The organism is Massilia sp. DJPM01 (assembly GCF_030348125.1).
GTDB lineage: Bacteria > Pseudomonadota > Gammaproteobacteria > Burkholderiales > Burkholderiaceae_D > Telluria_A > Telluria_A frigida.
The window spans coordinates 43,524-68,870 of the sequence record NZ_JAQOZV010000003.1; the positions used below are offsets into that span (position 1 = coordinate 43,524).

A 25,347-nucleotide genomic window follows, 5' to 3' on the forward strand; every position below is an offset into this window, starting at 1 on the left:
ATCGAGCCTGGATTTTCAACTACCGGAGATCAGCATGCCGCACGTTTTACGACTTGTTCTATCCTGCCTGTTGCTGGGCACCCTGTTTGGCAACGCGGCGCACGCCGAATCGTATGTGTATGTCACCAACACCACCGCCGCCCCGGTCACGGTCCAGGTCAGCCAGAGCGGCGACGCGCAGCTTGCGCTGGGCAGCAGCTGGGGACGGGAAGCGAGCGTGATTCCCGCCTACGCCACCAGGCGCGTGATGTGGATGAACCGGAATGTCGGTATCACCAACGGCAAGACGTTTTACTTCGACACGACCGTGAGCGGCGGTGGCAGCAGCATGGTGCTGCGCCAGAGACTGACCGGCACGCTCTTCTCAAGCAATCTGTTGCACTCCGCGCGTGGCGCCGGCTTCGACGATCCATGGTACGGCGACCGCAACGTCCATCAGCGCGACACCACGTTCGCGCAAAAGGCATCGGTGGCGTCCTACCGCGCCAAGTTCACCGGCGGTTACGACGACCTCCACTACGTGGTTCACAACAAAAACACGGTCGAGCCGGCAAGCGGGGCCGACGAATTGAAGGTGCTGAGCTATAACGTCTGGGCGCTGCCGGTCGTGGCCAACAATATTTGCGCGCGGCTCGACGAGATCGCCACCAATCTGGACGGCTACGACGTGGTCACGCTGCAGGAAATCTTCGACAATGACTGCCGCGCGCGCTTTCTCTCCAAGGTGGGCGCCGCCTTCCCCTATCAGTCGCGGCTGGTGGATATTCCTTCCAACATTTATCTCAACGGCGGCACCATGGTGCTCAGCCGCTGGCCGATCATGGCCGACGATATCATCGTGTTCGACCGCTGCGTCGGCGACGATTGCCTGGCCAACAAGGGCGCCAATTATGTGCAGATCCTGAAAAATGGCAAGGCCTACCATGTGGCGAATACCCATGCGCCGTCCAGGGATAGCGATGAAGCCCGCCAGGCGCGTTTCGATGCTCTCGGACAAATCCGCACCATGCTCGACAGCAAAAAGATCCCCGCCTCGGACGCGCTGCTGATCGCCGGCGACATGAATATCAACAAGTTCAAGTTCCCGGACGATTACGCGCGCATGCAGTCGATCCTGCGCGCATCGGCGCCGGCCAGCACCGGTTACGCCTATACGTTCGACGCCGCGGTCAATGCCAACGCCACCAGCGCGCTGTCCGGCGGCACCACCGAATACCTCGACTACGTCCTGGTGGCGAACGACAATCGGCAGCCGCTGCGCAAGGAGAACAACGTGCGCATCCTGCGCAGCCTGCGCGACGAGGTATGGTACGCGCATGACTTGTCGGACCACTTCCCGGTGGCCGGCCTGTTCGCCTTCTGAGCCAGATGCGCAGCGCGATCCTGATTGCCGCGTCGGCCACGGCTGTTTTGGCCGCTTATGCCTGTTTCGCCGGGCCGGAGCCGGCGCCCGATACGGCCATGCCGCCTGCGGCCGCGCCGGTGTCGTTTGCGGCGCCGGCCGCTGCCGCAGGCGCGCCCATTACGCGCGCATCGGCCATGGAGCGGCGCGCGGCGGAAGCGGCCACCCTCGCGGCGAACGGCCCGCAGATGCTGCGTGAAGGCCGCTTGCAGGGCTGGTGGCGCTCGGGCCAGGCGCAATGCGCCGCACTCGGGATCGACGATTGCCAACGCTGGCTGCGCGATGCGCTCGCCGCCTGGCCGGACGCGCGCGCGGCGGCGATTGCGTCGCGCGCCATCGAGCGCCTACCCGCCGTGAAGGAAGCGCAAGCGCGCCTGGTGCAGGACATGGACACGCCACTGTCGCAGCGCTTGCAACGCTTGACTGCGCTGCGCGAAGCGACGATGGGACGCGAAGAGGCGCAGGCGTGGTTCGGGCGCGAAAAGGCGCAGGTCGGCTTTTCCGCCGCTGTCAACGAATTCGCAGCCGGCGAAGCGGCGGGAATGTCGCTGGCGGCGCGCCTTGCCCGCGTGGAAGACTTGCGCGGCCAGCATTACGGGGCGTTTTATGACGACCTTCGCGCTGCGGAAGGGCCGATGGGGCAATACCGCATCGAGCTGGGCCTGGTCCGTCTCGATGCTACCGACGCGCAGGCGGCGGACCAGCTAAGGGACCGTTTACTCGCGCGGCATTTTCCACGCGAGCGGGCGCAGGAGATCGCTCAACTGGAAAAGCGCAGCGAGCAGCAGCAGGCGCAGCGAAGCGCATACGCCAACGAGCTGGCGGCGCTACAGCGCCAATATCCGAACGCGGCCGATCAGGACTATCTCGCCAGGCTCGGCCAACTGCGGCAAAAGCACTTCCATTGAATCGGCGGTGCTCTTTCGAGCGAATAGCCTGATAACATCCAGCACGGGCCACGTCAACCGATCGTGACCGGATTTATCCATAGGCTGTCAATCAATGAACTCCGCCGTCCTCATACATCTGCTGCGCGGTGGCGATGGCCTGTCCGCATGGGTAAGTCACACGGCCGACGACGGCATTGACACGCTACTGAGCTGCATCCCGCTGGCCAATCTGCCACTCGCGCTCTATCCGCAGCGCGATGCCTTGCAGGCGGACTGGCAAAGCCTGTGCGCGGCACGCGAACTTGCGCCGGTATGGCCGGCATTCTGGCGCGTGTTCTGGCATACGCTGACGGAGACACGCGAACATGCCCTATTGCCGATGCCGCAACGCGTCGTGCCGGCATCGCGTCCACCGGCCACTGCGGCCCACCCGCGCGCTTTTCGTGGCACCAAATACCAGCTGCCAAAGCAGCCGGTACCAATCCTCGATATATCCGCATGGCTGTCCGACGACCGCCTGCTTGACGGATTTTTTGCGCGCCATGATTTTGCGTGCCTGCCTTGCCTTGACGCGCACGGCCAGCCATTATTGAATTTTCCCGGACCGGATCAGGCACCGACAGTTTTCGGACTGCTCGCGCATGGCGCTGGCATCGAACCGGCCCAGCGGCCCGCGCTTCCAGAGGCATTCCGGCGTGCCTTTCTGTGGTCGTTGCGGACGGAGCCAACGACCATGCTACTGGCCTGGCTCAATGTATGGCGGGGCCTCGGCAGCCCGCATCAAGGCATGGCGCTGGCGCTTCCTGCCCGTTTGTGCGCGCTTGCTCCAGATGCGCACGATTGGGCCACGCTGGCCCTGAATCTGCCTCCATCGCGCCAGATCGTCTTTCTCGGGGCAGTGCTTGCGCAACGCGCCTGCCTGCTGCCGTGCGACGCGTTGGGCGTCACCCAATTGATGGAACTCGACGCCGCAAGCGCGGACGAACAGCGTTTCGACCTCTACGTGAATGCACTGCTCTCCAATCTGAGCCATCAGGTCAGTGCCGCGTACACCTTGTGCGGCTGCCTGCTCGCCAATCGGCGCAAGGACTCGCATCGGAGCACAAACCTGGGCGACTACCTGTATACCGAGCAGGATTGCGCGCACGTTCCGATGGCGGACATCGACCGTATGAGCCGTGCGGTGGGTGCGGACGGACAGTTCTGGGAATTGATTGCGTGGGAAAACTGCGGCAAATTACCCGGCTTCGACCAAGTGCTGCGCGAAACTTGCTGGGAGAAGCTTGGCACGGATGCCGCCGATCAGTGGATGGCCATATTTAAAGACATCCAATGGGATGAAGAGGACGAGCAGAAAATCGCCAGGCGATGGCATGCCTATGCGGCGATTTTCCCAGAGTGGCACCGTGGCCTTATTGCGCTATCAGGCCCGTGGCAAGTAAAGTACGTGCGCATGCTACGCAGCCATGCATCCGGCTGGGACGATGTCGACAGCTTGCGCGAGAGCGTACAGTATCTGCTACCGCTCCAGCAACGGCTGTGCCGCCCGCCCTTTTCAGCCACGGCCGATGGCGACGCCGTGCTGTCATCGATGACGCGAAATTTGCCGGTCGAGGGCTGGCGGCAACTGGCCGCAACCGACGAGCGGACGTGGCTGTTGATCGAACGAGCCGGCCGTCGCGACAACGACGCCAGGTTGATCCGATACGGCTTGTTCAGTCTCGCCCAATGCTGGCCGGCTTTTACGCTGCGGCTCTTTTCCGCGTCACCGGCACGGTTGATGCGCACCGCGCGGCTGTTGGGATGCCTTCGATATGAACGGCGCCGCCAGTTTCTGTCGGAGACGTCACATACGCCGTGGTTTGCCACCAGTTGGGAAGATGGCGAGCCCTATGAAGCGTGCCGCAAGCTGTACCTGCTTTGCACCGAATCGGGCCTGAACAGCCCCGTACCGCGCCGCCTGCGCGATCACGTTGAAGGCAAAACCGCGCTCACGGACAAGCAGATCGCGCGTCACTGCCGGGTGAGTCTGGCGCGGTTGCCGACGGTCTTGCTGGCCGCCCTCGAATGGCATATCTGGCGCAGCATCGACAGGCCTTTCAATCTGCGCGGGCAATCGAGCGCGGCAAGCCATGCCGTACGCCTGCTCGCTGGCGTGGATGACAACCGCAAGGGACTACGGCGCTTCCTGCTGGAGCACGGCCAAGGCCGGACGCACGCCTATCTCGACCATCCGCTCAACCGCGCCTGGTTCGCGCGCCATCCACGCATCAACGCCGACCTGTGGTGCGGGAAAGCGCCTGCACCTACAGGCGAAGGCACGCACGGCATCCGTCTGGCGATCGAAACCGATCCTCTGGAAACCCTGATGCTTGGAACCTACGTGGGCAGTTGCCTCGGGCTGGGCGGGTACTTCGACTATTCCGCGGTGGCCTGCCTGCTCGATGCAAACAAGCAGGTCATCTATGCGCGCGACGCCGCCGGAACGGTATTGGCGCGCCAGCTGGTGGCAATCGATGAACGTGACCGGCTGGTCATGTTCGAGGTCTATCCCACATCGGCGCCGGAATCGCTGGTACGCGCATTTCACGCCTTCTGCCAGGTGTTGGCAAAGGCGCTTGGTATCGACATATATCGCAATCGGGAGCACGAGGAGTACGAGGTCGCCACCATTCTCGCGCGCGACTGGCGGGACGACGGGGCTGCGCAAGACCGCGAGGAATTCCTCGCCTGAATTGCCACCCCGCCGCTTTCGCGTCAGGCGAACTTCGAAAAATCCGGCTTGCGCTTTTCAAAGAACGCGGTGAACGCTTCCTTCGCTCCGGGCGCAGCCAAGTCTTCGTCGAACAGCATACGCTGCTCGCCAACGAGCGCCTCGCTGACTTCGCCGAAACGAACCCGGCGGTAATGAACTCTGGTTCGCCTTACAAGGACTCGTCAGGACCTGCGGACTCGTCTACGTCAGGAACTTGTGCCAGCGGGGTTTCGACTAAATGATCAGGGCATTTCACTTTAGTCAGCTCTCGCTCTATTTGGCCACGGCGCGTATGTTGAAATCCAGCGCTATCGATGAGATCAAGCGGCATTGCCGTTAGAAAATCGATCCCGTAAGCCTTGGCTGCTGCTCCGTAGGGCCCCTTCGCCAGCCGAGCTATTTCCTCAATAATACGCAGTACCGCCCGCAGGTTGCCGGGGTCACTTAGTGCGGATCTTAAGTAGGCATTGACAACTTGCAATGACAGCCGCAACTGCTCTACACCATTCGCCGTCTGTTTCTCTTCAAACCTACGTAAATTATAGGCACGGCTGGTGAGCAGATCTACCGGATGGAGGACGAGGTAGGTTTGACCGCTGTCTTGGCGCATCTCGATCGCACGTTCAAAGACGTGCCGGACACTAAGCGGCGGGACCTTTTCAATAACGTCAATTGACATGAACTTGTCAGGTGTAATCGGTATTTCGACAACGCCAATCAGCCTGGAAATCGCCGACCTTAGCTGGAATTTCGCTGTGCTTCCGGGTATCTTCTGATGGATTGCCTCGACCAGGTCGCGATCACCAAGAAAGTCCGCATCGATGCTGATTGGGGCGCACGTCGCGTAGGGACGAAGGCCGAATACATCTAACCAGACCGACAAGGCCTGCCCACCTACAAGGACACCTTTATTTTGAACGGCTGCGAGGACAAGCTCGACTAACGCTGGAGTGACTGCAACCTGCTCGCGCTCAGTCATCCCTTAAAAGTGTATGTTGACCGTTCTGCAACTTCTTGGGGAATAAAGGAATTTTGTTCAAGTGAACGCTGGCCCGCAGTGACGAGCCAACGCGACTGCTCCTGTCGGCGGTACTTATCCTGCTCTAAATCTTGCGATTCAGATTGCAGTGATTGTTCCTTGAGCAATATGTGGCTCATGATGCCTCTCCAATACGGCGACTTTAGCATAAAATCGGCCGGAGTTTGCACGATAGGGCAGTGCCTTGCTATCCAGGCTGATCGCAGTGTGGCCGACGCGCTCGCTGGGCACACCAGTTGCTGGCTGGAACCCGGATCGACTAATTCGTGATCATCGGCCGGATCCAGCCTTTACGCGTCGGCGCGCTGTGCGCCGCTTTCGGATCAGGCGAACTTGGAAAAATCCGGCTTGCGCTTTTCAAAGAACGCGGTGAACGCTTCCTTCGCTTCGGGCGCCAGCAGCATCGCGCCGAACAAGGCGTTTTCGGCGCCCATGGTCTCGTTGATGGCCGCAGTGCGCGAGCGCTTCATCAGCGACTTGGTCGCGCGGATCGAGGCGGCAGGCAGCGCCACCAGCTTGGCCGCCTGGCGCGCCGCGTACGGACGCAGTTCTTCCAAGGGCAGCACTTTCGATACCAGGCCCATGTCGTAGGCTTCCTGCGCCAGGAACGCTTCGCCGAGCAGCAGCTTTTCAGCGGCGCGCGCGAACCCCGCCATTTGCGGCAGCAGCAGGCTCGATGCGAATTCCGGGCACAGTCCCAGCTGCGAGAACGGCATCGAGAACTTGGCATTGTCGGCCGCGTAGACCAGGTCGCAGTGCATCAGCAAGGTAGTGCCGATACCGACCGCCGCGCCGGACACCGCCGCCACCACCGGCTTGGTGCTGCCGGAGAGCGCGCGCATGAACTGGAACACCGGGCGCATCTCGGGCGGCACGCCTTCGACCGGAGCCGAATTCTTCATGAAGTCGTCCAGGTCGTTCCCGGCCGTGAAAATCTCGGGCTTGCCGGCGATGATAATCGCGCGCACCGCGCTGTCGCTCTCGGCGTCGACCAGGGCGTCGGCCATGGCCTGGTACATCACGCCGGTGATCGCGTTCTTGCGCTCGACGCGGTTAAATTCGATGGTCAGGATGCCGTCGGCCTTGCTCGTCAAAATATCCATGTATTCTCCAAAAAGTGAAAAGGGCGCCGAGGTTAAACCGCAGCGCCCTTGATGCCATTATTTTAACCGACGCTTATACGCGTTCGAAAATGCCTGCCGCGCCCATGCCGGTACCGACGCACATCGTGACCATGCCGTACTTGAGGTTATTGCGGCGCAGCGCGTGGATCACGGTCGCGGCGCGGATCGCACCGGTCGCGCCCAGCGGATGGCCCAGCGCAATCGCGCCGCCCATCGGGTTGACCTTGGACGGGTCCAGACCCAGGTCGCCCATGACTGCCAGCGCCTGTGCGGCGAACGCTTCGTTCAGTTCGATCCAGTCCAGCTGGTCCTGGGTGATGCCGGCGGCGGCGCATGCTGCGGGAATCGCCACTTTCGGGCCGATGCCCATGATTTCAGGCGGCACGCCGCGCACCGCGAACGAGGAGAACTTCGCCAGCGGGGTCAGGTTGTGCTCGCGCAGGATTTTTTCGCTGACGATCAGCAGCGCGCCGGCGCCGTCCGACATCTGCGAGCTGTTGGCCGCGGTGACGGTGCCCTTGGCCGCGAACACCGGCTTCAGTTTGCCGAGCGATTCGATGGTCGAATCGGCGCGCGCGCCTTCATCGGTATCGACCGTGCGGGTCGTGATGTCGACCTGTCCGGTTGCCAGGTTCGGCGTACGGGTGATGATTTCGACCGGGGTGGTCTCGTCCTTGAAGAAGCCAGCCTGCTGCGCGGCGATGGCGCGGCGGTGCGACTCGACCGAGAACGCGTCCTGCTGCTCGCGCGTCACTTTCCACTGCTTGGCCACGTTTTCCGCAGTCAGGCCCATGCCATACGCCATGCCGACGTTTTCGTCGGTGAACATATTCATGTTCATCGATGGGTGGTGGCCCATCATCGGCACCATCGACATCGATTCGACGCCGCCGGCGATCATCACATCGGCTTCGCCGACGCGGATGCGGTCAGCGGCCATGGCGATGGCGGTGATGCCGGATGCGCAGTAACGGTTGACGGTGACGCCGCCGACGGTTTTCGGCAGGCCGGCCAGCAGCACCGACATACGGGCGATGTTAAAGCCCTGCTCCGCTTCCGGGAACGAGCAGCCGATGATGGCGTCGTTGATCAGCGCCGGATCGAGGCCGGGCGCTTGCGCCATCGCGGACTGGATCGCGCGCACCAGCAGGTCGTCCGGGCGCATGGACTTGAACATGCCGCGCGGCGCCTTGCCGATCGGGGTGCGGGTGGCGGAGACGATGTATGCGTCTTGAAGTTGTTTGCTCATAGTGTTCTCTCAAAAATTCTGTGGTTCGAAATGGGATGCTGATTCACCGTTTTTCGGACAAATACCAGTCGACCTGCACCTGCGCCGCCAGCGTGCCGTGTTCGTCGAAGATGTCGACTTCCACCGGAAACGCCACCTTGCCGTCCGCTTTCAGCGTCGCCTTGAGCGCCGCGATATCGCCCGGAACGCGGCCGCTGGCGCGCGTCGCACCCTTGGCCACTTTCTGGTACTGGATGCGCGACTCCTTGGCCACCGGACGCAGACCCAGAATCAGGTCGGCAAAGGCGCCGGCCATGGCCGCGCCGGACGCCGTTTCGGCCAGGGTGAACAGCGCCCCGGCGTGCTGCGTGCCGAGGTGGTTGTTCAGTTTCTGGTCGGCCGGCATCGACACCTCGGAGGTGCCATTGCCGATTGCGTCGATCCGGATTCCCAGCAGCCGCACGAACGGCAAGGTGTCCATCATTTGCTGCTTGATACGGTCATACACCATGCTTGGCCTCACTCGCAGTAAAAATTTGAACGCTAAGCTCAGGATCGACATTGCCGGTCGATCAGTTGCGTACCGGTTTACCGGTTTGCATCATGCCCATGATCCGTTCCTGGGATTTCGGATGGTTCAGCAGTTCGAGGAATGCCTTGCGCTCCATGTCGAGGAACCACTGCTCGCTCAACTGGCTGCCCTGGTCGATGTCGCCACCGGTCACGATCTCGGCGATCATGTCGCCCAGCTTGTAATCGTGGGCGGAGATGAAGCCGCCGTCGCGCATGTTGACCAGTTGCGCACGGATGGTTGCCCAGCCGTAGCGGCCCGTCGCGGTGATCGTCTTCTTCATCGGAGGACGGTAGCCGGCGTCGAACATCGCGCGCGCTTCGACTTTCGCCACGTGCAGCAGTTCGTACGGGTTGAAGACGATGACGTCGTCTTCCTTCAGGTAGCCCATCGCTTTCGCTTCCAGTGCCGATTTCGACACGTTGGCGGTAGCGGCGTTGGTGAAGCCCGTTTTCAGGAAGTGCAGGATGTCCGAACCCTTGGCTTCATTGGAAGCGCGTGCAGCCGCTTCTTTCAGGCCACCGCCGGCGGGAATCAGGCCAACGCCCACTTCCACCAGGCCGATGTACGATTCGATCGAGGCGACGCGCTTGGACGCGTGCAGCGCCATTTCGCAGCCACCGCCCAGCGCCAGGCCCGCCACTGCGGCGATGACCGGCACGTTCGAATATTTCATCGCCATGAAGGTATCCTGCAGCAGCGCGATACCTGGCTCCATGGCCTTGGCGCCGCCTTGCATGAACAATGGCAGTGCCGATTGCAGGTCGGCGCCGGCCGAGAAGGCGCCGCCTTCGGCTGCGTCGGTATTCCAGATGACCAGGCCCTTGAAGTTCTTTTCAGCTTCGGCTTGCGCCATTTTCAGGCCGTTGATCACGCCTTCGCCGATGACGTGCATCTTGGTCTTGAGCGAAATGATCAGCACGTCGTCGTTCTGGTGCCAGATGCGCACCGAGTCGTCTTCGTGGAAGGTGACGCCGGCGGTCTTGCCGTCGGCAGCGCCGGCGCCCAGCACCGGTGCGCGGAACGGCTGGCGCTCGTACACGGCCAGGGTCGAACGTGGCACGTAGGCGTTTTTGGAGGCCGAGAACGAACCTTCAGCGGTGTGCACGCCCTTCTCGGCGACCTGGCCTTCGAAGACCCACGCCGGCAATGGAGCCGAGCACAGTGCCTTGCCGGCGTCGATGTCTTCCTTGACCCAGTTGGCGATCTGGGTCCAGCCCGATGCCTGCCATGTCTCGAAAGGACCGACGTTCCAGCCGAAGCCCCAGCGCATGGCGAAATCGACGTCGCGCGCGTTGTCGGCGATCGAGCCGAGATGCACGGCGATGTAGTGGAAGGCGTCGCGGAAGATCGCCCACAGGAACTGGCCTTGCGGGTTGGTCGATTCGCGCAGCGCTTTCATCTTCTTGACCGGATCCTTTTCTTTCAGGATGCGGGCCACGATGTCGGCTGCCTTGCCGCCGCCGGCGACGTAGTTACCAGTGGCGAAGTCGAGGCGCTGGATATCCTTGCCGACCTTTTTGTAGAAACCGGCGCCGGCTTTCTGGCCGAGCGCACCCGCGGCGACCAGCTTGGCCAGCACTTCGGGCGTTTTGTAGACGGCGAAGAACGGATCGTCGGCCAGGTTGTCCTGCATGGTCTTGATCACATGGCCCATCGTGTCCAGGCCGACCACGTCGGCGGTACGGAAGGTGCCCGACTTGGCGCGACCGAGCTTGGCGCCGGTCAGGTCGTCGACCACGTCCACGGTCAGGCCGAATTGTTCGGCTTCGTGGATGATCGCCAGCATGCCGAAGATACCGACGCGGTTGGCGATGAAGTTCGGGGTATCCTTGGCGCGCACGACGCCCTTGCCCAGGGTGGTGGTCAGGAAGCCTTCGAGCTGGTCGACGATTTCAGGTTTGGTCGACTCGGTCGGGATGATTTCGACCAGGTGCATGTAGCGCGGTGGGTTGAAGAAGTGAACGCCGCAGAAGCGTGCTTTCAGTTCAGCATCGAAGCCGTCGGCCAGGGTGGTGATCGACAGGCCCGAGGTGTTCGAGGCGAAGATGGCGTTTGGCGCGATGTGCGGAGCGACCTTTTTATACAGGTCGTGCTTCCAGTCCATGCGCTCGGCGATCGCTTCGATGATCAGGTCGCAGCCGGCCAGCAGCTCGAGGTTGTCTTCGTAGTTGGCGATTTCGATCAGCGCTGCGTCATCCTTGTTGCCGAGTGGCGCAGGGCTGAGTTTTTTCAGGTTGTCGATGGCGCGCTGGACGATGGCATTTTTGCTGTTACCGCCCGAGACATGCTCGGGCTTGGCAGGGAGGTCGAACAGAACGACCGGTACCTTGGCGTTGACGCAGTGGGCAGCGATCTGCGCACCCATCACGCCGGCGCCGAGCACGGCGACTTTTTTAACGATGAAATTGGTCATGGCTTTCCTTTGTTTTCCAGATTACTGATTGCGTATCCCCGCTGCCGCTTGAGCCGTCGTCCCCGCGACGGCGGGGACCCAATTTCGTCGATTAGCTGCGAACTTGGGCCCCCGCCGAGTGCCACCTTGGCGCGGGGGCGACGGGAGTACGGGGAGCACTTAGCTTATTAGAACAAGTCGGCGTCAAGCGCCATCAGGTTGGCCGAGCCGGAACGCGCCTGGCGGATCAGCATTGCCGTTTCAGGCTGCAGACGGGCGAAGTAGAAACGCGCGGTCGCCAGTTTGGCTTTGTAGAAATTATCGCCCGAGTCTTGCTTGGCCAGCGCGATCTTCGCCATCTGCGCGAAGAAGTAGCTGTAGATCAGGTGACCGACAACGCGCAGGTAAGGAACCGCCGCCGCGCCCACTTCATCCGGATTCTGGAAAGCCTTCATGCCGATTTCCATGGTCAGCTTGGTGACCTTGTCGCCCAGGTCGCCCAGCGGCGTGATGAACTCCGACAGCGCTTCGTCGGTACCGTTTTCTTCAACGAAGTTCTTGATCTTCTCGCCGAACTTGCGCAGCTTGGCGCCGTTGTCCATCAAGACTTTGCGGCCCAGCAGGTCGAGCGACTGGATCGTGTTGGTGCCTTCGTAAATCAGGTTGATGCGCGCGTCGCGCACGTACTGCTCCATGCCCCACTCGGAGATGTAGCCGTGGCCGCCGTAGACCTGCATCGCTTCCGAGGTCGCGATCCAGCCGTTGTCGGTGATGAAGGCCTTGATGACTGGGGTCAGCAGCGCGACTTCGTCGGCGGCGTCCTTGCGCACTTCTTCGTCAGGGTGATGCAGTTCGCGGTCGATCTGCAGCGCGGCGTACGAGGTGAATGCGCGCGCGCCTTCGGCGTAGGCCTTGGCGGTCAGCAGCATGCGGCGCACGTCGGCGTGCACGATGATCGGGTCGGCTTGCTTTTCAGGTGCTTTCACACCCGACAGGCTGCGCATCTGGATGCGGTCTTTCGCATACACCAGCGCGTTCTGGTACGCGACTTCGGTCAGGCCCAGCGACTGCATGCCCACGCCCAGGCGGGCGGCGTTCATGAACACGAACATGGCGTTGAGGCCCTTGTTCGGCTGGCCGATGATCCAGCCCTTGGCGCCGTCCAGGTTCATCTGGCAAGTCGAGTTACCGTGGATGCCCATTTTTTCTTCGATCGCGCCGCAGAAAATCGGATTACGCTCGCCCAGGGTGCCGTCCGCGTTCGGCAGGAACTTCGGTACCAGGAACAGCGAAATGCCTTTCGAGCCTTCCGGTGCGTCCGGCACGCGTGCCAGCACCAGGTGCAGGATGTTTTCGGCGACGTCATGTTCGCCGGCCGAGATGAAGATCTTCGAGCCGGTGATCAGCCACGAACCATCGTCCTGCGGCAGCGCCTTGGAACGCAGCATGCCCAGGTCGGTGCCGCAGTGCGATTCGGTCAGGCACATGGTGCCGGTCCATTCGCCCGAGACCAGTTTCGGCAGGTAGGTTTTTTTCTGTTCGTCGGTGCCGTGCTCCAGCAGGCACTCGTAGGCGCCGTGCGACAGGCCAGGGTACATCGACCAGGCCTGGTTGGAGGAGTTGAGCATTTCGTAGAACGAGTTGTTCAGCACCACCGGCAAGCCCTGGCCGCCGTATTCCGGGTCGCACGCGAGCGCAGCCCAGCCGCCTTCGACGTACTGCTTGTAGGCTTCCTTGAAGCCTTTTGGCGTGGTCACCGACTTGGTCGCCGCATCATAGTGGCAGCCTTCGCGGTCGCCCGAGTGGTTCAGCGGGAACAGCACGTCCTGCGTGAACTTGGCACCCTCTTCCAGCACCTGGTTGATGATGTCGGCGTCGACATCTTCGAATTTCGGCAACTGCTTCAATTCGTCGGATACATTGAGGAACTCGTGCAGCACGAACTGCATATCCCGAATTGGCGCGACGTATTGACCCATGATTTTCTCCTGACGAACGTATGGTTGGTGACCAGGCCAGCGACGTGCTGGACCCGGCAAGGTGATGACTCGATTGCTTGATTCGCTTACTGCGCTTGATTCGCTTGATTCGATTGATTCTTGGACGGATTCTGGTAATTCATGATCAGGCGCTCGAAGCCGCTGCGCGCGCGATCGACACTGCCCGGCCGACGCAGGAAACGCGCATCGTGGTGCAGCGCCAGGATCAGGCCATACATTTCGTAGACCATCTGGCTGGCGTCGGTGTCACGCTTGAGGTCGCCGCACTCGATGGTCTGCTCCACACATCTTAGCAGTGCTCCCTGCCACGCACGCACCATCGACACCAGTTCTTCGCGGATCGGACCCGGACGGTCGTCGTATTCGACGGCGCCACTGATATAGATGCAGCCGGACGCGATTTCGACGCTCACGCGCTTGATCCAGCGGGCATACATGGCTTTCAGGCGCGACAGGCCGCGGGCTTCCTTGACGCTCGGGAAAAACACTTCCTGCTCGAAACGGTGGTGGTAGAGCTTGAGCACTTCCATCTGCAAGTCTTCGCGCGAACCGAAGTGCGCGAACACGCCGGACTTGCTCATGTTCATTTTGTCCGCGAGCAAACCGATCGTCAGCCCTTCGAGACCATCGCGGCTGGCGAGGTCGAGCGCGACGTCCAGAATGGCTGCCCGCGTGAGCTCGCCCTTGCGCATGAATTTGACTGAAGTGTTAATAGATGGTCCCGTTGGTAGTTGAAAATGCGACCCGTTGAATATAAATCCGAACGCTCGTACTATTATCCACTACAAGGCAAATGTCAAACGGGAACTTAGAGGTGGGGGTCTATTGCTGCAGTGCAGCAATGCTGTCGATTTCCTGAGCTTCGCGCGCGCGGCGGCAGGCAGGACAAGTAATGCCCCCTGCCGTTTTTGCCTCCTCCATGCACCTCATGCAGTTCCGGCAAAACATCTGGCGGGGCGGGGCCGGACCGGCCCAAGCGCGGCAGGATGGTAGCGGCCGGCTGCGCGGCCGGGATCCCTCCGCGACGATGTCCAAAGCACAGTTGCGCCAGGCAGCGATAGCTCATCGTTGTGATGGGTTTCCCACGTTGAATTAAGCCTAATATTGCACACAAAGCAATATTTATCGCGCTTGGAAGAAGTCATCCATGACACGCCAGGCCGACGGATGGAGGCGGCATTGCTTGGCGCTGTTGCGATGGACAACGCCTTGATGCCGCCGCACCCGCGCGTCGACCCTAAAGCGCATGGCGACTGAAACGGGGTAAATGAAACACTTTATCGAGGATAAACTATGTCATTGACAGAAACTACGCTCACTTCTCCCGGCCCCGACCAGGTTATCTTCTACGAGGGCAGCAATTTTGACGGCAAGGCTTATCTGTCCACGCTGGGCGCACAAGTAAATATCTATAGCAGCCACCACGCCCTCAATGACCGATTGAATTCGGTGAAAATCGGCTCCTCATGCAAGGTCGTGGCGTTTCGTCATGCGAACTTCGGCAGCCCGTCGAAAGAGCTGGACGCCGATACCGGCAATATCGATATCGGCGGCATGAGCGCTTTTATCGTACTCAATAAAGCCGGACACCACGCCCTGTTATTCGAGTTCAGCGACAGCACCGGCCACGGCCGCAGCATGACGCTTCAAAGCGCAGGCTTCGGCTCGGTCATCCAACCGAATCCCGAACCGCAGGACGGAGTCGATCCGAACACGCCGCGCGCGTTCGCCACGCTGAAAGAGACCGATATCGATACCAAGCCCATCGTCACGGCAATCTTCGTCAGGAAACCGGACGGCGAGTATGAATCCCCGAACGGCTCGCTTCAATTCTATTGGAAGGATGGCAAGCCGCATGCGAAGAACATCCCTGAATACGAGTCGGCCAGCCTGAGCTACACGCAGGAAGGAAACGTATTCTCGTTTACCTGGAAATAGCGCAAACCCGGTGTGGGCCGTCAGGCTGCGCTCCGGGGTAGCGGGAACGCCTGCGTTCCCGCTTGCGCAGGAAAGGCGTTTGCGGCAACGGCAAGGCTGGCTACTCGCCCGCCTTGCTGATCGCCCGCCGGTCGCGCTTGGTCGGGCGCCCCTTGATGGTGGTCCCCGGCTCGCGGTACAGCTTGCGCGCTTCCGCATCGTTCTCGCGCTTGCTCACGCTTTCTTCCGTCTCTTCGTACAAGAGACGTGCCACCGGCGCGCCGGCGCGCACGTCGGAAATGCCCATCACCCGCACTTCCCACGTCTCGGCGCCGTTATCGATGTTCAGCCTGTCATCCAGCTTGACCGCGCGCGACGGCTTGATGCGCTCGCCGTCGAGGCGCACCTTGCCCGTATCGACCGCATCCGTCGCCAGCGAACGCGTCTTGAAAAAGCGCGCCGCCCATAACCATTTATCTATTCGTACATTGTCCATCAGGCATATCCTATAGCGAAAACCCGCATCGCCATTTTATAGAAAAAATACGCCACCTCGTAACCGCTGCGCCGTACCCATCCCACGTGTTCAAAATCTTCCCGGCAAATCATCACGCCGTCGGCAATCCCGCGCCGGATGTGTTCGCGCATGGTCCGGGCGAATTCATGGTCCTTGACCACCACATTGGCTTCCTGGTTCAGAAACAGCGACAGGCCATCGCAGTTGCTCGACCCGACTGTCGACCAGTCGTCGTCGACCACGGCCACCTTGGCGTGCAGCTGGGTCTTGCGGTATTCGTAGACCTCGACCCCGCTGTCGAGCAGTTTCGGGTAAAACGAGCGCGCCACCATATCCTGCAGCTTGATTTCACCCACGCCGATGAGCAGCTTCACCTCGACCCCGCGCTCGGCGGCAATCGCCAGCGCCTTGCGGAATTTGTGCCCCGGGGCAAAGTAAGGATTGACCAGCAGCACGCTTTTCTTGGCGTGGCCGATCGCGTGCAGGTAGGCGCGCTGGATGGTGTGGCGGTTGCGCAAGCTGTCGCGCACCACGAAGGCGGCCTGCATCGGCTTGTCGCCTTGCTGCGACTGGTCCTTGCGCATTTCGCGGAACAGGCCGATCCGCTTCATCAGCCCCAGGTGGCCCACGCGCGCCCATTGGGTCTGCATTTCGTGGTGGATGGCGGCCACCAGCGGGCCGCGCACCTGCACCGCAAAGTCCCAGCGCGGCGCCGGCAGGCGCTTGCCCGGGTCGTAATCGCAGTACCAGTCGTCGTTGACGTTGATGCCGCCGACGAAGGCCACCGCGCGGTCCACCACGACGATCTTGCGATGGGTGCGGGTCACGCCGCGCTTGAACCAGGCGTTGAACGCGCGGAAACGCACGTTGGCGGCGGCAAAGGCGATGCCCAGGGCGGTCGAGCGCGTGCGTCCGGTGCCCCACCAGTCGGTGACCACGCGCACCTTGACCCCGCGCTGGCCGGCCCGGCACAGGGCGTCGGCCACCGAACGGCCGGTGGCGTCGTCCGCAAAGATATAGGTCTCGAAGTAAATATCGTACTGGGCGCCGTCGATGGCCGCGATCAATGCGGGGAAGAATGCCAGTCCGGTTTCAAGCAGGGCGATATCGTTGTGGGCGGTGTAATGGACCGAGCGCATAGTGCTTCATGGTTGGTTGCAAAGCCTCAGGCCAGCTTGAGGTTGGCCACGATCGGGGCGTGGTCGGACAATTTGGCCCATAACGTACCATGCAAGACCTCGGCCGTGTCGACCTTGAAGCCGCGCACATAGATGCGGTCCAGGCGAAAAAAAGGCAGCGCGGCGGGGAAGGTGCGCGCCGGCGTGACCGCTCTTTCGCGCCCCGAGAAGCTGCGCACCAGGTCGCCCAGGCGCGAACGCGCGCCCAGTTCGTCGAATACTTCCACCACGCCCAGCTCCTTGCGCAGCTTGTCGCTGAGATTGTTGCGCCAGTCGTTGAAGTCGCCCGCGATGATGACCGGCTCGCCATTCGGCGCCGATGCATTCACGCAATCGATCAGCGCCTGGGTCTGGCGTCCGCGTCCCGATTCGAACAGGCCCAGGTGGACCACGTAGCAGTGCACCTGGCATTGGGGCGTATCGAGGATGCAATGCAGGATGCCGCGCTGCTCGTATGCATGGTCGGACACGTCATGGTTATGCGTGCCGCCGATGGGAAACGCGGACAGCAAGGCATTGCCGTGGTGGCCGTGATCGTAGACCGCATTCATGCCATAGGCGGAATGATGCGAGTCGCCCGCGAAATACTCGTGCTGGGCACGCTCGGGCCAATGGCGGTGTCCGCGGCTCTCGTCGCCGAACTTCGCCGAGTTGTGGTCATGCTTGCCCTGCACTTCCTGCAGGAACACGACCTCCGCATCGAACTGGGCGATCGCCTTTTTCAGGGCCAGCACGCGTGGTGTGCTCCGGATGGAGGACACGCCTTTGTGGATATTATAGGTAGCGACACGAATCTTCATGGGAACATTCTAACCCCATCAGTGGATGTTCTTCAGAAGGAACTCTATCGTGCGCACTTCTGCCCGCTCAGGGCGGATTGGTCGCGAGAAAAATCCCAGGTAACCGGGCAGCCGGATACCCTGAACGACTGCATGAACTTAAACAAAAACGCAATGTCCAATTAACTGAAGACATTGCAGCTGTTCAGCGGCATGAGGCCGGCACGGATGCCAGCGCAAGGTCACGCCCTGGAGCGAAGCGAAGAATATACCTTGAAATTCTGGAAATATTAAAGTTAGAGCAATTTTCAAATCGAAGAGGCACGCATGAACCATGTCAGGCTAGCCGCGCTGGTCCTTCTGGTGGCCATGTCGCAGGCGTCGGCGCAAGACGTTCTGCTGGCAGGCAAGGTGCAGCGGGTGGTCTTGCTGGCGTATGGCGCGCAGGGATGCCCGGATCCATGCGAGGCGCGCAAGCCGCAATCGGCCGGTACGCAATGGGTTTGCATTCATAACGGCGGTGGCTGCGAGAGCATGGAAGTGCAAGTGGAGCAGGTTTTTTTAGGAGAAGCCGGCGGTCCGACAAGGGTATTCAAACAAGGCATCGGCGAATGGGGGCCGCGTTTCACCGAGTGGCGAAGGCAGGTCATTGTCAATCAGGAAGGCGACAGCATTTCATGGTCGCCCGCCCATGTGCGCGGCGGAAAAATCTACATCGAATCAAGGAAGCTGCGCAACATCCGTAACGTAAAAACAAGCGATCTGGGCCCGGACGAAAATGACCTGGTCGCACTGGACTCAGTGCTTGAGCGCGTACGCCAGGCCCCTGATGGCCAACGCGCCCGGAAAGAGAGCGGGCACAAGTAACGATATTCGCCGAGACATCGCTGCGTCCGCGCTAGTGTGCTCGTGTCCGAGTGCGCCTATTTGTGCAGCACACGCGCCAGCACGCTCTGTTCCAGCGCGGCAAACGCCGGCTCGGCATCGTGCTGTTCCTGGTGGCCGACGGCCAGTCGCTGCAAAACCGCCCGCTCGCGCTGGTGCTGGGATGGATCGTCAACACCGTGCGCTCCTTCCCCTTCATCATCTTGCTGGTGGCGCTGGTACCGTTCACGTGCCTCATCGCCGGCACCCCGATCGGGCCGCTGGCGGCCGCCGTGCCGCTCTCGTTCGCGGCCATTCCCTACTTTGCACGGCTGGTGGAACAAAACCTGCGCGACGTACCGCGCGGCGTGATCGAAGCCGCGCACGCCATGGGCGCCTCCGAGTTCCAGATCGTCACCCGCGTGCTGCTGGTGGAAGCGCGTTCGGGCCTGGTGCTGGCGTTGACGGTACTGTCGATCAGCTTCCTGTCGTATTCGGCGGTGGCCGGCGTGGTGGGCGGCGGCGGCATCGGCGACCTGGCCAGCCGCTACGGCTACTACCGCTTCCAGACCGACATCATGCTCATCACCGTCGCCATCCTGGTAGTGCTGGTGCAGACCATCCAGTTCACCGGCACCCGCATCGCACGCCGCATCGACCAGCGCTAATTCTTACTCACTTCATTCAGAGGACACCATGCTCATCGCACGCCGCACTTTCATCGCCGCCATCGCCAGCCTCGCCATCGCCTCAAGCGCCAGCGCCAAGGACCCAAAAGAAATCGTCATCGGCACCAGTGCCGGGCCGTACGCCGGCCAGATCAAGCTCGGGATCAAGCCGATCCTGGAAAAGCAGGGGTACACGGTCAAGGTCATCGAATTCAACGACTACATCCAGCCCGACTTCGCACTGGCCGAAGGCGCGCTCGACGCCAACGTGTTCCAGCACATCGTCTATTTAACCAAGTTCGCGACCGAGCATAAACTGGCGCTGACCGACCTTGTGACGATTCCTACAGCACCGATCGCCATCTGCAGCAAAAAACACAAAGCGCTGACCGATGTGAAGGACGGCAGCACCGTGGCGCTGCCGAACGATCCGACCAACCAGGCGCGCGCGCTGGTGCTGCTCGATCAACTGGGCTGGATCAAGCAGCGCGACAAATTCGACCCGGTACGCGCGTCCAAAAAGGACATCGCCAGCTACCAGTAGAAGATCAAACTGGTGCCGCTGGAAGCGGCCCAGCTTCCGCGCTCGCTGCAGGACACCGACTTCTCCTTTGCTTTGTTAACGGGAACTACGCGCTGGCCTCGGGCCTGAAACTGACCGAAGCCCTGGTCACCGAAAAGATCTCGCCCAACTACATCAACTTGGTGGCGGTGCGCACCGCCGACAAACAGAAGCAGTTTGCCAAGGATCTGGCAGCGGCTTACCGCCCGCCGGAGTTCCTGGCGGTGACCAACAAGCACTTCGCCGGTTACGCCAAGACCGACTATCAGCTTGCCCTGCAAGCGGCAGCCAAATAGCATCATGGCCAAGCCGATCCGTTTCAACACGTTCCAGATGAACACCGTGGGCCACCAGTCGCCCGGACTGTGGACCCACCCGCGCGACACCAGCCACCGCTATCTCGACGCCGACTACTGGATCGAACTGGCCCAACTGCTCGAAGCGGGTCACTTCGACGCCATTTTCCTGGCCTCACCTCAAGGACCCCATGAAACGCAGCAACCTCCTGCAACTGGCCGCCCTGTCGGTCTTCCCCGGTGCCGCCAGCACGGCGCCGCTACGCGAATTACGCCTGGACTACGCCTACTACTCGCCAACCAGCCTGGTACTGCGCCGTTTCGGCTGGCTGGAAGACGAATTCAAGGCCGACGGCACCGCCTGCTGCTGGTCACGCACGACATCGACGAAGCGCTGTACCTGAGCGACCGCGTGCTGCTGCTCGATAGCGCCGCCGGCCCGGTGGCGGCCGAATTCGCGGTGCCGCTGGCGCGCCCTCGCCGGCGCGGCGACAGCACGCAGGCCCCGCTCAAGGCGGCCATCCTGCGCAGCATCGTCCTCGACCACCGGATGGCGCGCCACGCCCTTGATCAAGACCCCGTTCTCGTCGGCCGGGAAGCGCTTGGCGCCGAGCGTGACGGCCTGGTACAGGCGCACGCGCTGGCCGATGATGGCCGTCTCGCCGATGACCACGCCGGTGCCGTGATCGATGAAAAAGCTGGCGCCGATGCGCGCGCCCGGATGGATGTCGATCCCGGTCAGCGAATGGCCGATGTCCGACACCAGCCGCGCCAGGAACGGCACGCCCAGCTGGTGCAGGCGGTGCGCGAAGCGGTAATACAGGATGGCGATGGTGCCGGGATAGCACAGCATGATTTCGGCCACCGAGGTGGCCGCCGGGTCGCCCGCCAGCGCGGCCTGCACGTCCGACACTCGCAGCGCGCGGATGCCCGGCAGGGCGGCGAAGTCGCGCGTGATGGCGGCCGCTTTCTGCCCCAGCTCCTCGATGCTCGCCTCGTCCGGCCCGGCCGAAAACGGCAAGCCGCCGCGCACCTGTTCGACCAGCCGGTTGAGGGTGGTGGTGAGGGTGTCGCCAACAAAATAGTCGATGCTCTCGTCGGTCAGGTTGGGGCGGCCGTAATGGGTGGGAAACAGCGCCGCCGACAAGCCGTTCACGATCACGGTAAGCGCCTCGCGCTACGGCAGTTCGCGCACCCGCCCGTGGTGGCGGATGTTATGCGTCGCTTCGCGCGACACGCGCAACTGCTCGATGACGGGACCTAAGTTCCAATGCGGCGCCCGCGCGCCGGCCGGTTCGGGGATGTCGTTTTTCATGGGCCGAGCCTAGCCCGGCCAGAACACAGAATGAACGAATTTTTTCGCGCTTGTATATCCGTTTCTTGCGGCTACAGCGAAACAGTTGCGTGTTGTTGCCTTTCTTTATTTTCCTCAAATTTGAACTTTTGCATCATTGCCCTCGCGATATTATTTCTGTATGTACACAGTTATTGTAGAAGCTGCAATGATGTGATGCAAGCCAATCTGAACCGATTTTCGATCTTCCCACCGCCAGAAAGACATCATGCCCCTGAACACGACTACGCTCAATAGTGCAAACATCACCCCCACCGCCACTCTGAACGGCACCGCCGGCAACGACACGCTCAGCGGCAGCGCTGCCGATGACCTGCTCAACGGCTTGGCCGGCGCCGATCAATTGTTCGGCCTGGACGGCAACGACACGCTCGACGGCGGCGCCGGCAACGACTTCATGAACGGCGGCCTGGGCAACGATACCTACCTGTTCGGCCGCGGCGACGGCCGCGACATCGTCTACATGACCGAGGTGCGCCCATTGACCGAAGTCAATACGCTGCGCCTGAAGGAAGGCGTGCTGCCGTCCGACCTGTCCTTCGACATGAGCGGCACCTCCATGCTCATCAATATCATCGGCACCACTGACCAGTTCCGGGTCGACGGCTTCCTGTACGGGAACAGCACTACCAACAGCGCCAATCCCCTGCAACAGATCGTTTTCGCCGACGGCACTACCTGGAACCTGGCCGAGATCCAGGCCAGGCTGTACGCCGGGACGGAAGGCGCAGACGTACGCGGCGGCACTTATCTGGCCGATGCGATCACCGGCCTGGGTGGCAACGACGTGCTTGACGGCAAAGGCGGCGACGACACGATCGACGGCGGCGCCGGCGCCGATACCGTCATCGGCGGACTCGGCAACGACGTCTTGCTCGGTGGCGCCAGTAATGACAACCTGTCAGGCAACGAGGGCAACGACAAGCTCGACGGCGGCGATGGCGACGACCTGCTCGATGGCGCGCAAGGCAGCGACACGCTCGATGGCGGCGCCGGCAACGATTACCTGTATGGCGGCCTCGATAACGATGTCCTGCTGGGCGGCGCCGCTAGCGACGCGCTCTACGGCAATGATGGCGCCGACACGCTCGACGGCGGTGCCGGCAACGATACCCTCAACGGCGGCTTCGGCAAGGACGTCTATCTGTTCGGCAAAGGCGACGGCCAGGACACCATCTCGATGGGCATGACGCTCGATGCGGGCCGCCTGGGCACGCTCCAGTTCAAGAACGGCGTGCTGCCGGGCGACATCATCGTCACACCTGCCCCGGTAGGCTACGGCGGCATCATCGTCAAGATCCGCGACACTGCCGACCAGGTGACCATCGAAGGTTTCCTGGTCCAGGACGACCCGGCTTTACCCTACAATCCCGTTCAAGAATTCAAGTTTGCCGACGGCACGAGCTGGAACCTGGCCAGCATCCAGGCGGCCCTGTACGCAGGCAGCAAGGATGCGGACCGGCTCGACGGCACCATCAAGGGCGAGCTGATCACGGGACAGGCGGGTAACGACTGGATCGACGGCAAGGGCGGCAATGACACCATCGACGGCGGCCTGGGCAACGACGTCATCAATGGCGGCGTGGGCAACGATACCTATCTGTTCGGCAAAGGCGACGGCCAGGACGAGATTCGCGCGGTGGACGACGGCGCGCCAGGCAAGCTCAATACCTTGCAATTCAAGGCAGGCATCGCCGCCGGGGACGTGATCCTGGGCCGCTATCTGTCCGACCTGGTCATCACCTTCAAGGGCAGCACCGACAAAATCACGGTCAGCGCGTTCCTGAACGGCGACGATATCGGTAATGCCTACAATCCGCTGCAGCAAATCCGCTTCGACGACGGCACCTCGTGGGATGGTGCCGCCATCCTGGCCAGGCTGAACGCCACCAGCGACGGCAACGACACCATCGGCGGCACCAGCGGCGCGGACCTGATCAATGGCCTGGGCGGCAACGACAAACTCGAAGGCCGGGGCGGCGACGACACCATCGATGGCGGCAGCGGCAACGATACCGTCAACGGCGGTACCGGCAACGACACCTTCCTGTTCGGCAGAGGCGACGGCCAGGACAAAATCACCGTCTACAACGGCGCCGGCATCGATACCCTGCAGCTCAAGCCCGGCGTGCTTCCCGCCGACGTGCTGCTTGAAGCGTCCCCTTACGAGGGCCTGGTGGCCAAGATCAAGGGCAGCACCGACCAGGTGAGCATCGAGCAATTCATGCCGAACAGCGATACCAGCCGCGCCATCAATGCGCTGCAGCAAATCCGCTTCGCCGACGGCAGCGCGTGGGACCTGGCGGCGATCGACGCGCGGATCTATGGCGGCAGCGCCGGCGCGGACCGGGTGTCGGGCACCGCCAACGCCAACACCATGTTCGGCCTCGACGGCGCTGATTTCCTGGCAGGCAAGGCCGGCAACGACACCATCGATGGCGGCCTGGGCAACGACACGATCAATGGCGGCGGCGACAGCGACACCTATCTGTTCGGCAGGGGCGACGGCGCCGATACGATCTTGCCCACCTACGATTATTCGGTGGGCAAGGTCGACGTGCTGCAGTTCAAGGCCGGCATCACGCCGGCCGACATCACCCTGGCCACCTCCTACAGCGCGCTGGTCATCAATATCAACGGCGGCACCGAGCAGGTCCGGATAGAGAGTTTTCTCGGCCAGGACGACACCGCCAATGCCGGCAACCCGCTGCAAGAGATCCGTTTCGCCGATGGCACGGTATGCAACCTGGCGAAGATGGAAAGCCTGCTGTACGCCGGCACCAATGGCGCCGAGGAAATCAGCGGCACCTTCAAGGCCGATTTCATCACCGGCCTGGGCGGCGCCGACATGATCGATGGAAAGGGTGGCAACGACACGCTCGACGGCGGCGCCGGCAACGACACCATCAACGGCGGCGAAGGCAGCGACATTTACCTGTTCGGGCGCGGCGATGGCGCCGACACAATCCGCTCGACCAGCGACTGGACCGTCGGCAAGGTCGATACCCTGCAATTGAAGGACGGGGTGCTGCCGGGCGACATCAGCCTGGGCAGCAGCGCAGGCGCATTGACGGTGAAGATCAACGGCGCGCCGGACACGCTCACTGTGCAGGATTTCCTGTATCAGGACAGTACGGCGAGCAACGCCAATCCCCTGCAGCAGATCCGCTTTGCCGACGGCACGAGCTGGAACCTGGCAGCCATCGAAGCGAAGCTGTTCGCCGGCACCAGTGGAAGCGACCTGATCGACGGCAGCATGAATGCCGATGTCATCAACGGCCAGGACGGCAATGACCTCATCGATGGCAAGGCCGGCAACGACATCCTGCGCGGCGGTGCCGGCAACGACCAGATCACCGGCGGGCGCGGCAGCGATACCTATCTGTTCGGCCGCGGCGATGGCCAGGATACCCTGGTCGGCAGCAGCGACAGCACGGCGGGCAAGATCGATACCTTGCAGTTCGACGCCGGCATCGCCGGCAGCGACCTGCAACTGAGCAAGTCGGGCACGACCTTGATCATCAAGCTGGCCGGCGCCACCGACCAACTGACGGTCTACAACTTCCTGTCGCAAACGACGACGCCGAACCCGGCCAATCCTTTGCAGCAGATCAAGTTCGCCGACGGCATCAGCTGGGATCTGGCCCAGATCAACGCCGAACTGGTGGCCGACAGCACGCCGGTCCCGGCCGCCGCACCGTTGGCCAGCATGACGGCATTCGAACACGATGTCGGCCTGGTCGGCGTCGCCACGGCGGCGGCGCTGTAAGCGACGCAGGCAGGTGGGCTGGCCGGCGCCCTGCCGGCC

At 62.0% G+C, this 25,347-nt stretch carries 18 protein-coding genes and 3 pseudogenes; 9 read left to right on the top strand and 12 right to left on the bottom strand.

The features are described 5' to 3' along the window. The first annotated feature begins 34 nt into the window (after positions 1-34). The 3 genes from PO883_RS02800 (at position 35) to PO883_RS02810 (ending at position 5,026) form a co-directional block, all read left to right on the top strand. Positions 35-1,363, top strand: coding sequence for a sphingomyelin phosphodiesterase (locus PO883_RS02800; RefSeq protein WP_289308409.1), 1,329 nt, complete (start codon positions 35-37; stop codon positions 1,361-1,363). A 5-nt stretch (positions 1,364-1,368) separates the two neighbouring features. After that, positions 1,369-2,310 (top strand): lipase secretion chaperone, encoded by a 942-nt coding sequence (locus tag PO883_RS02805; protein WP_289308410.1) that lies wholly within the window; start codon positions 1,369-1,371, stop codon positions 2,308-2,310. Positions 2,311-2,404: 94 nt separating this feature from the next. Next, a complete protein-coding gene (locus PO883_RS02810) occupies positions 2,405-5,026 on the top strand; it encodes a hypothetical protein (RefSeq protein WP_289308411.1) in 2,622 nt (873 codons plus the stop codon). A 190-nt stretch (positions 5,027-5,216) separates the two neighbouring features. Here PO883_RS02810 and PO883_RS02815 read toward each other — a convergent pair whose 3' ends face one another. The 8 genes from PO883_RS02815 to PO883_RS02850 all read right to left on the bottom strand — a co-directional run bounded on the left by PO883_RS02815 (position 5,217) and on the right by PO883_RS02850 (position 14,096). Continuing rightward, the gene (locus PO883_RS02815; protein ID WP_289308412.1) at positions 5,217-6,026 is read right to left on the bottom strand and encodes a hypothetical protein; all 810 of its coding nucleotides are present in this window, start codon (positions 6,024-6,026) and stop codon (positions 5,217-5,219) included. Beyond that, positions 6,023-6,205 (bottom strand): hypothetical protein, encoded by a 183-nt coding sequence (locus tag PO883_RS02820; protein WP_289308413.1) that lies wholly within the window; start codon positions 6,203-6,205, stop codon positions 6,023-6,025. Before PO883_RS02820 ends, PO883_RS02815 begins: the two co-directional genes overlap by 4 nt. 204 nt (positions 6,206-6,409) lie before the next feature. After that, entirely contained in the window at positions 6,410-7,189 is a 780-nt protein-coding gene (locus tag PO883_RS02825; protein WP_289308414.1) for an enoyl-CoA hydratase, read from the bottom strand. A gap of 73 nt (positions 7,190-7,262) precedes the next feature. Then, positions 7,263-8,459 (bottom strand): acetyl-CoA C-acyltransferase, encoded by a 1,197-nt coding sequence (locus tag PO883_RS02830; RefSeq protein WP_289308415.1) that lies wholly within the window; start codon positions 8,457-8,459, stop codon positions 7,263-7,265. A 43-nt stretch (positions 8,460-8,502) separates the two neighbouring features. Continuing rightward, a complete protein-coding gene (locus tag PO883_RS02835; RefSeq protein WP_289308416.1) occupies positions 8,503-8,949 on the bottom strand; it encodes a PaaI family thioesterase in 447 nt (148 codons plus the stop codon). 61 nt (positions 8,950-9,010) lie between these two features. Then, entirely contained in the window at positions 9,011-11,425 is a 2,415-nt protein-coding gene (locus tag PO883_RS02840) for a 3-hydroxyacyl-CoA dehydrogenase/enoyl-CoA hydratase family protein (RefSeq protein WP_289308417.1), read from the bottom strand. Positions 11,426-11,592: 167 nt separating this feature from the next. Then, positions 11,593-13,383, bottom strand: a complete 1,791-nt coding sequence (locus PO883_RS02845; RefSeq protein ID WP_167094083.1) for an acyl-CoA dehydrogenase C-terminal domain-containing protein — start codon at positions 13,381-13,383, stop codon at positions 11,593-11,595. 86 nt (positions 13,384-13,469) lie between these two features. Further along, entirely contained in the window at positions 13,470-14,096 is a 627-nt protein-coding gene (locus PO883_RS02850; RefSeq protein ID WP_289308418.1) for a TetR/AcrR family transcriptional regulator, read from the bottom strand. Positions 14,097-14,697: 601 nt separating this feature from the next. Here PO883_RS02850 and PO883_RS02855 point away from each other — a divergent pair. After that, positions 14,698-15,342 (top strand): beta/gamma crystallin domain-containing protein, encoded by a 645-nt coding sequence (locus PO883_RS02855; RefSeq protein WP_167093158.1) that lies wholly within the window; start codon positions 14,698-14,700, stop codon positions 15,340-15,342. Between the two features lie 100 nt (positions 15,343-15,442). Here PO883_RS02855 and PO883_RS02860 read toward each other — a convergent pair whose 3' ends face one another. From PO883_RS02860 to PO883_RS02870, 3 genes are read right to left on the bottom strand one after another with little or no spacing between them, the layout of a single operon-like run. Continuing rightward, positions 15,443-15,817, bottom strand: a complete 375-nt coding sequence (locus PO883_RS02860; protein WP_167093156.1) for an RNA-binding S4 domain-containing protein — start codon at positions 15,815-15,817, stop codon at positions 15,443-15,445. After that, positions 15,817-16,977: a cardiolipin synthase ClsB gene (gene clsB, locus PO883_RS02865; RefSeq protein ID WP_289308419.1), complete on the bottom strand. Its 1,161-nt coding sequence runs from the start codon at positions 16,975-16,977 to the stop codon at positions 15,817-15,819. The genes PO883_RS02860 and clsB overlap by 1 nt, the downstream gene beginning before the upstream one ends. 26 nt (positions 16,978-17,003) lie before the next feature. Further along, positions 17,004-17,816, bottom strand: coding sequence for an endonuclease/exonuclease/phosphatase family protein (locus tag PO883_RS02870; protein WP_289308420.1), 813 nt, complete (start codon positions 17,814-17,816; stop codon positions 17,004-17,006). Positions 17,817-18,122: 306 nt separating this feature from the next. Here PO883_RS02870 and PO883_RS02875 point away from each other — a divergent pair, with 306 nt between their 5' ends. From PO883_RS02875 to PO883_RS02890, 4 genes and pseudogenes are all read left to right on the top strand, one after another. Continuing rightward, positions 18,123-18,662 carry a hypothetical protein gene (locus PO883_RS02875; RefSeq protein ID WP_289308421.1) on the top strand — a complete coding sequence of 180 codons (540 nt, stop codon included), beginning with the start codon at positions 18,123-18,125 and terminating at the stop codon, positions 18,660-18,662. 50 nt (positions 18,663-18,712) lie between these two features. After that, positions 18,713-19,327: a methionine ABC transporter permease gene (locus tag PO883_RS02880; protein ID WP_289308422.1), complete on the top strand. Its 615-nt coding sequence runs from the start codon at positions 18,713-18,715 to the stop codon at positions 19,325-19,327. A gap of 28 nt (positions 19,328-19,355) precedes the next feature. Then, positions 19,356-20,185 (top strand): annotated as a pseudogene (locus tag PO883_RS02885) (MetQ/NlpA family ABC transporter substrate-binding protein). 4 nt (positions 20,186-20,189) lie between these two features. Then, a pseudogene (locus PO883_RS02890) lies at positions 20,190-20,381 on the top strand (5,10-methylene tetrahydromethanopterin reductase); the annotation flags it as partial. 336 nt (positions 20,382-20,717) lie between these two features. On the opposite strand, the pseudogene PO883_RS02900 reads toward PO883_RS02890, so the two are convergent. After that, positions 20,718-21,500 (bottom strand): annotated as a pseudogene (locus PO883_RS02900) (serine O-acetyltransferase); the annotation flags it as partial. Between the two features lie 247 nt (positions 21,501-21,747). Between PO883_RS02900 and PO883_RS02905 the strand changes: the two are divergent. Further along, positions 21,748-25,308: a calcium-binding protein gene (locus PO883_RS02905; RefSeq protein WP_289308423.1), complete on the top strand. Its 3,561-nt coding sequence runs from the start codon at positions 21,748-21,750 to the stop codon at positions 25,306-25,308. Positions 25,309-25,347: the final 39 nt, after the last annotated feature.

Excerpts from the sequence above, each read along its gene's own strand:
- PO883_RS02800 (WP_289308409.1), top strand. The coding sequence starts at position 35 with ATGCCGCACGTTTTACGACTTGTTCTATCCTGCCTGTTGCTGGGCACC.
- PO883_RS02805 (WP_289308410.1), top strand. The coding sequence starts at position 1,369 with ATGCGCAGCGCGATCCTGATTGCCGCGTCGGCCACGGCTGTTTTGGCC.
- PO883_RS02810 (WP_289308411.1), top strand. The coding sequence starts at position 2,405 with ATGAACTCCGCCGTCCTCATACATCTGCTGCGCGGTGGCGATGGCCTG.
- PO883_RS02815 (WP_289308412.1), bottom strand. The coding sequence starts at position 6,026 with ATGACTGAGCGCGAGCAGGTTGCAGTCACTCCAGCGTTAGTCGAGCTT.
- PO883_RS02820 (WP_289308413.1), bottom strand. The coding sequence starts at position 6,205 with ATGAGCCACATATTGCTCAAGGAACAATCACTGCAATCTGAATCGCAA.
- PO883_RS02825 (WP_289308414.1), bottom strand. The coding sequence starts at position 7,189 with ATGGATATTTTGACGAGCAAGGCCGACGGCATCCTGACCATCGAATTT.
- PO883_RS02830 (WP_289308415.1), bottom strand. The coding sequence starts at position 8,459 with ATGAGCAAACAACTTCAAGACGCATACATCGTCTCCGCCACCCGCACC.
- PO883_RS02835 (WP_289308416.1), bottom strand. The coding sequence starts at position 8,949 with ATGGTGTATGACCGTATCAAGCAGCAAATGATGGACACCTTGCCGTTC.
- PO883_RS02840 (WP_289308417.1), bottom strand. The coding sequence starts at position 11,425 with ATGACCAATTTCATCGTTAAAAAAGTCGCCGTGCTCGGCGCCGGCGTG.
- PO883_RS02845 (WP_167094083.1), bottom strand. The coding sequence starts at position 13,383 with ATGGGTCAATACGTCGCGCCAATTCGGGATATGCAGTTCGTGCTGCAC.
- PO883_RS02850 (WP_289308418.1), bottom strand. The coding sequence starts at position 14,096 with ATGCGCAAGGGCGAGCTCACGCGGGCAGCCATTCTGGACGTCGCGCTC.
- PO883_RS02855 (WP_167093158.1), top strand. The coding sequence starts at position 14,698 with ATGTCATTGACAGAAACTACGCTCACTTCTCCCGGCCCCGACCAGGTT.
- PO883_RS02860 (WP_167093156.1), bottom strand. The coding sequence starts at position 15,817 with ATGGACAATGTACGAATAGATAAATGGTTATGGGCGGCGCGCTTTTTC.
- clsB (WP_289308419.1), bottom strand. The coding sequence starts at position 16,977 with ATGCGCTCGGTCCATTACACCGCCCACAACGATATCGCCCTGCTTGAA.
- PO883_RS02870 (WP_289308420.1), bottom strand. The coding sequence starts at position 17,816 with ATGAAGATTCGTGTCGCTACCTATAATATCCACAAAGGCGTGTCCTCC.
- PO883_RS02875 (WP_289308421.1), top strand. The coding sequence starts at position 18,123 with ATGAACCATGTCAGGCTAGCCGCGCTGGTCCTTCTGGTGGCCATGTCG.
- PO883_RS02905 (WP_289308423.1), top strand. The coding sequence starts at position 21,748 with ATGCCCCTGAACACGACTACGCTCAATAGTGCAAACATCACCCCCACC.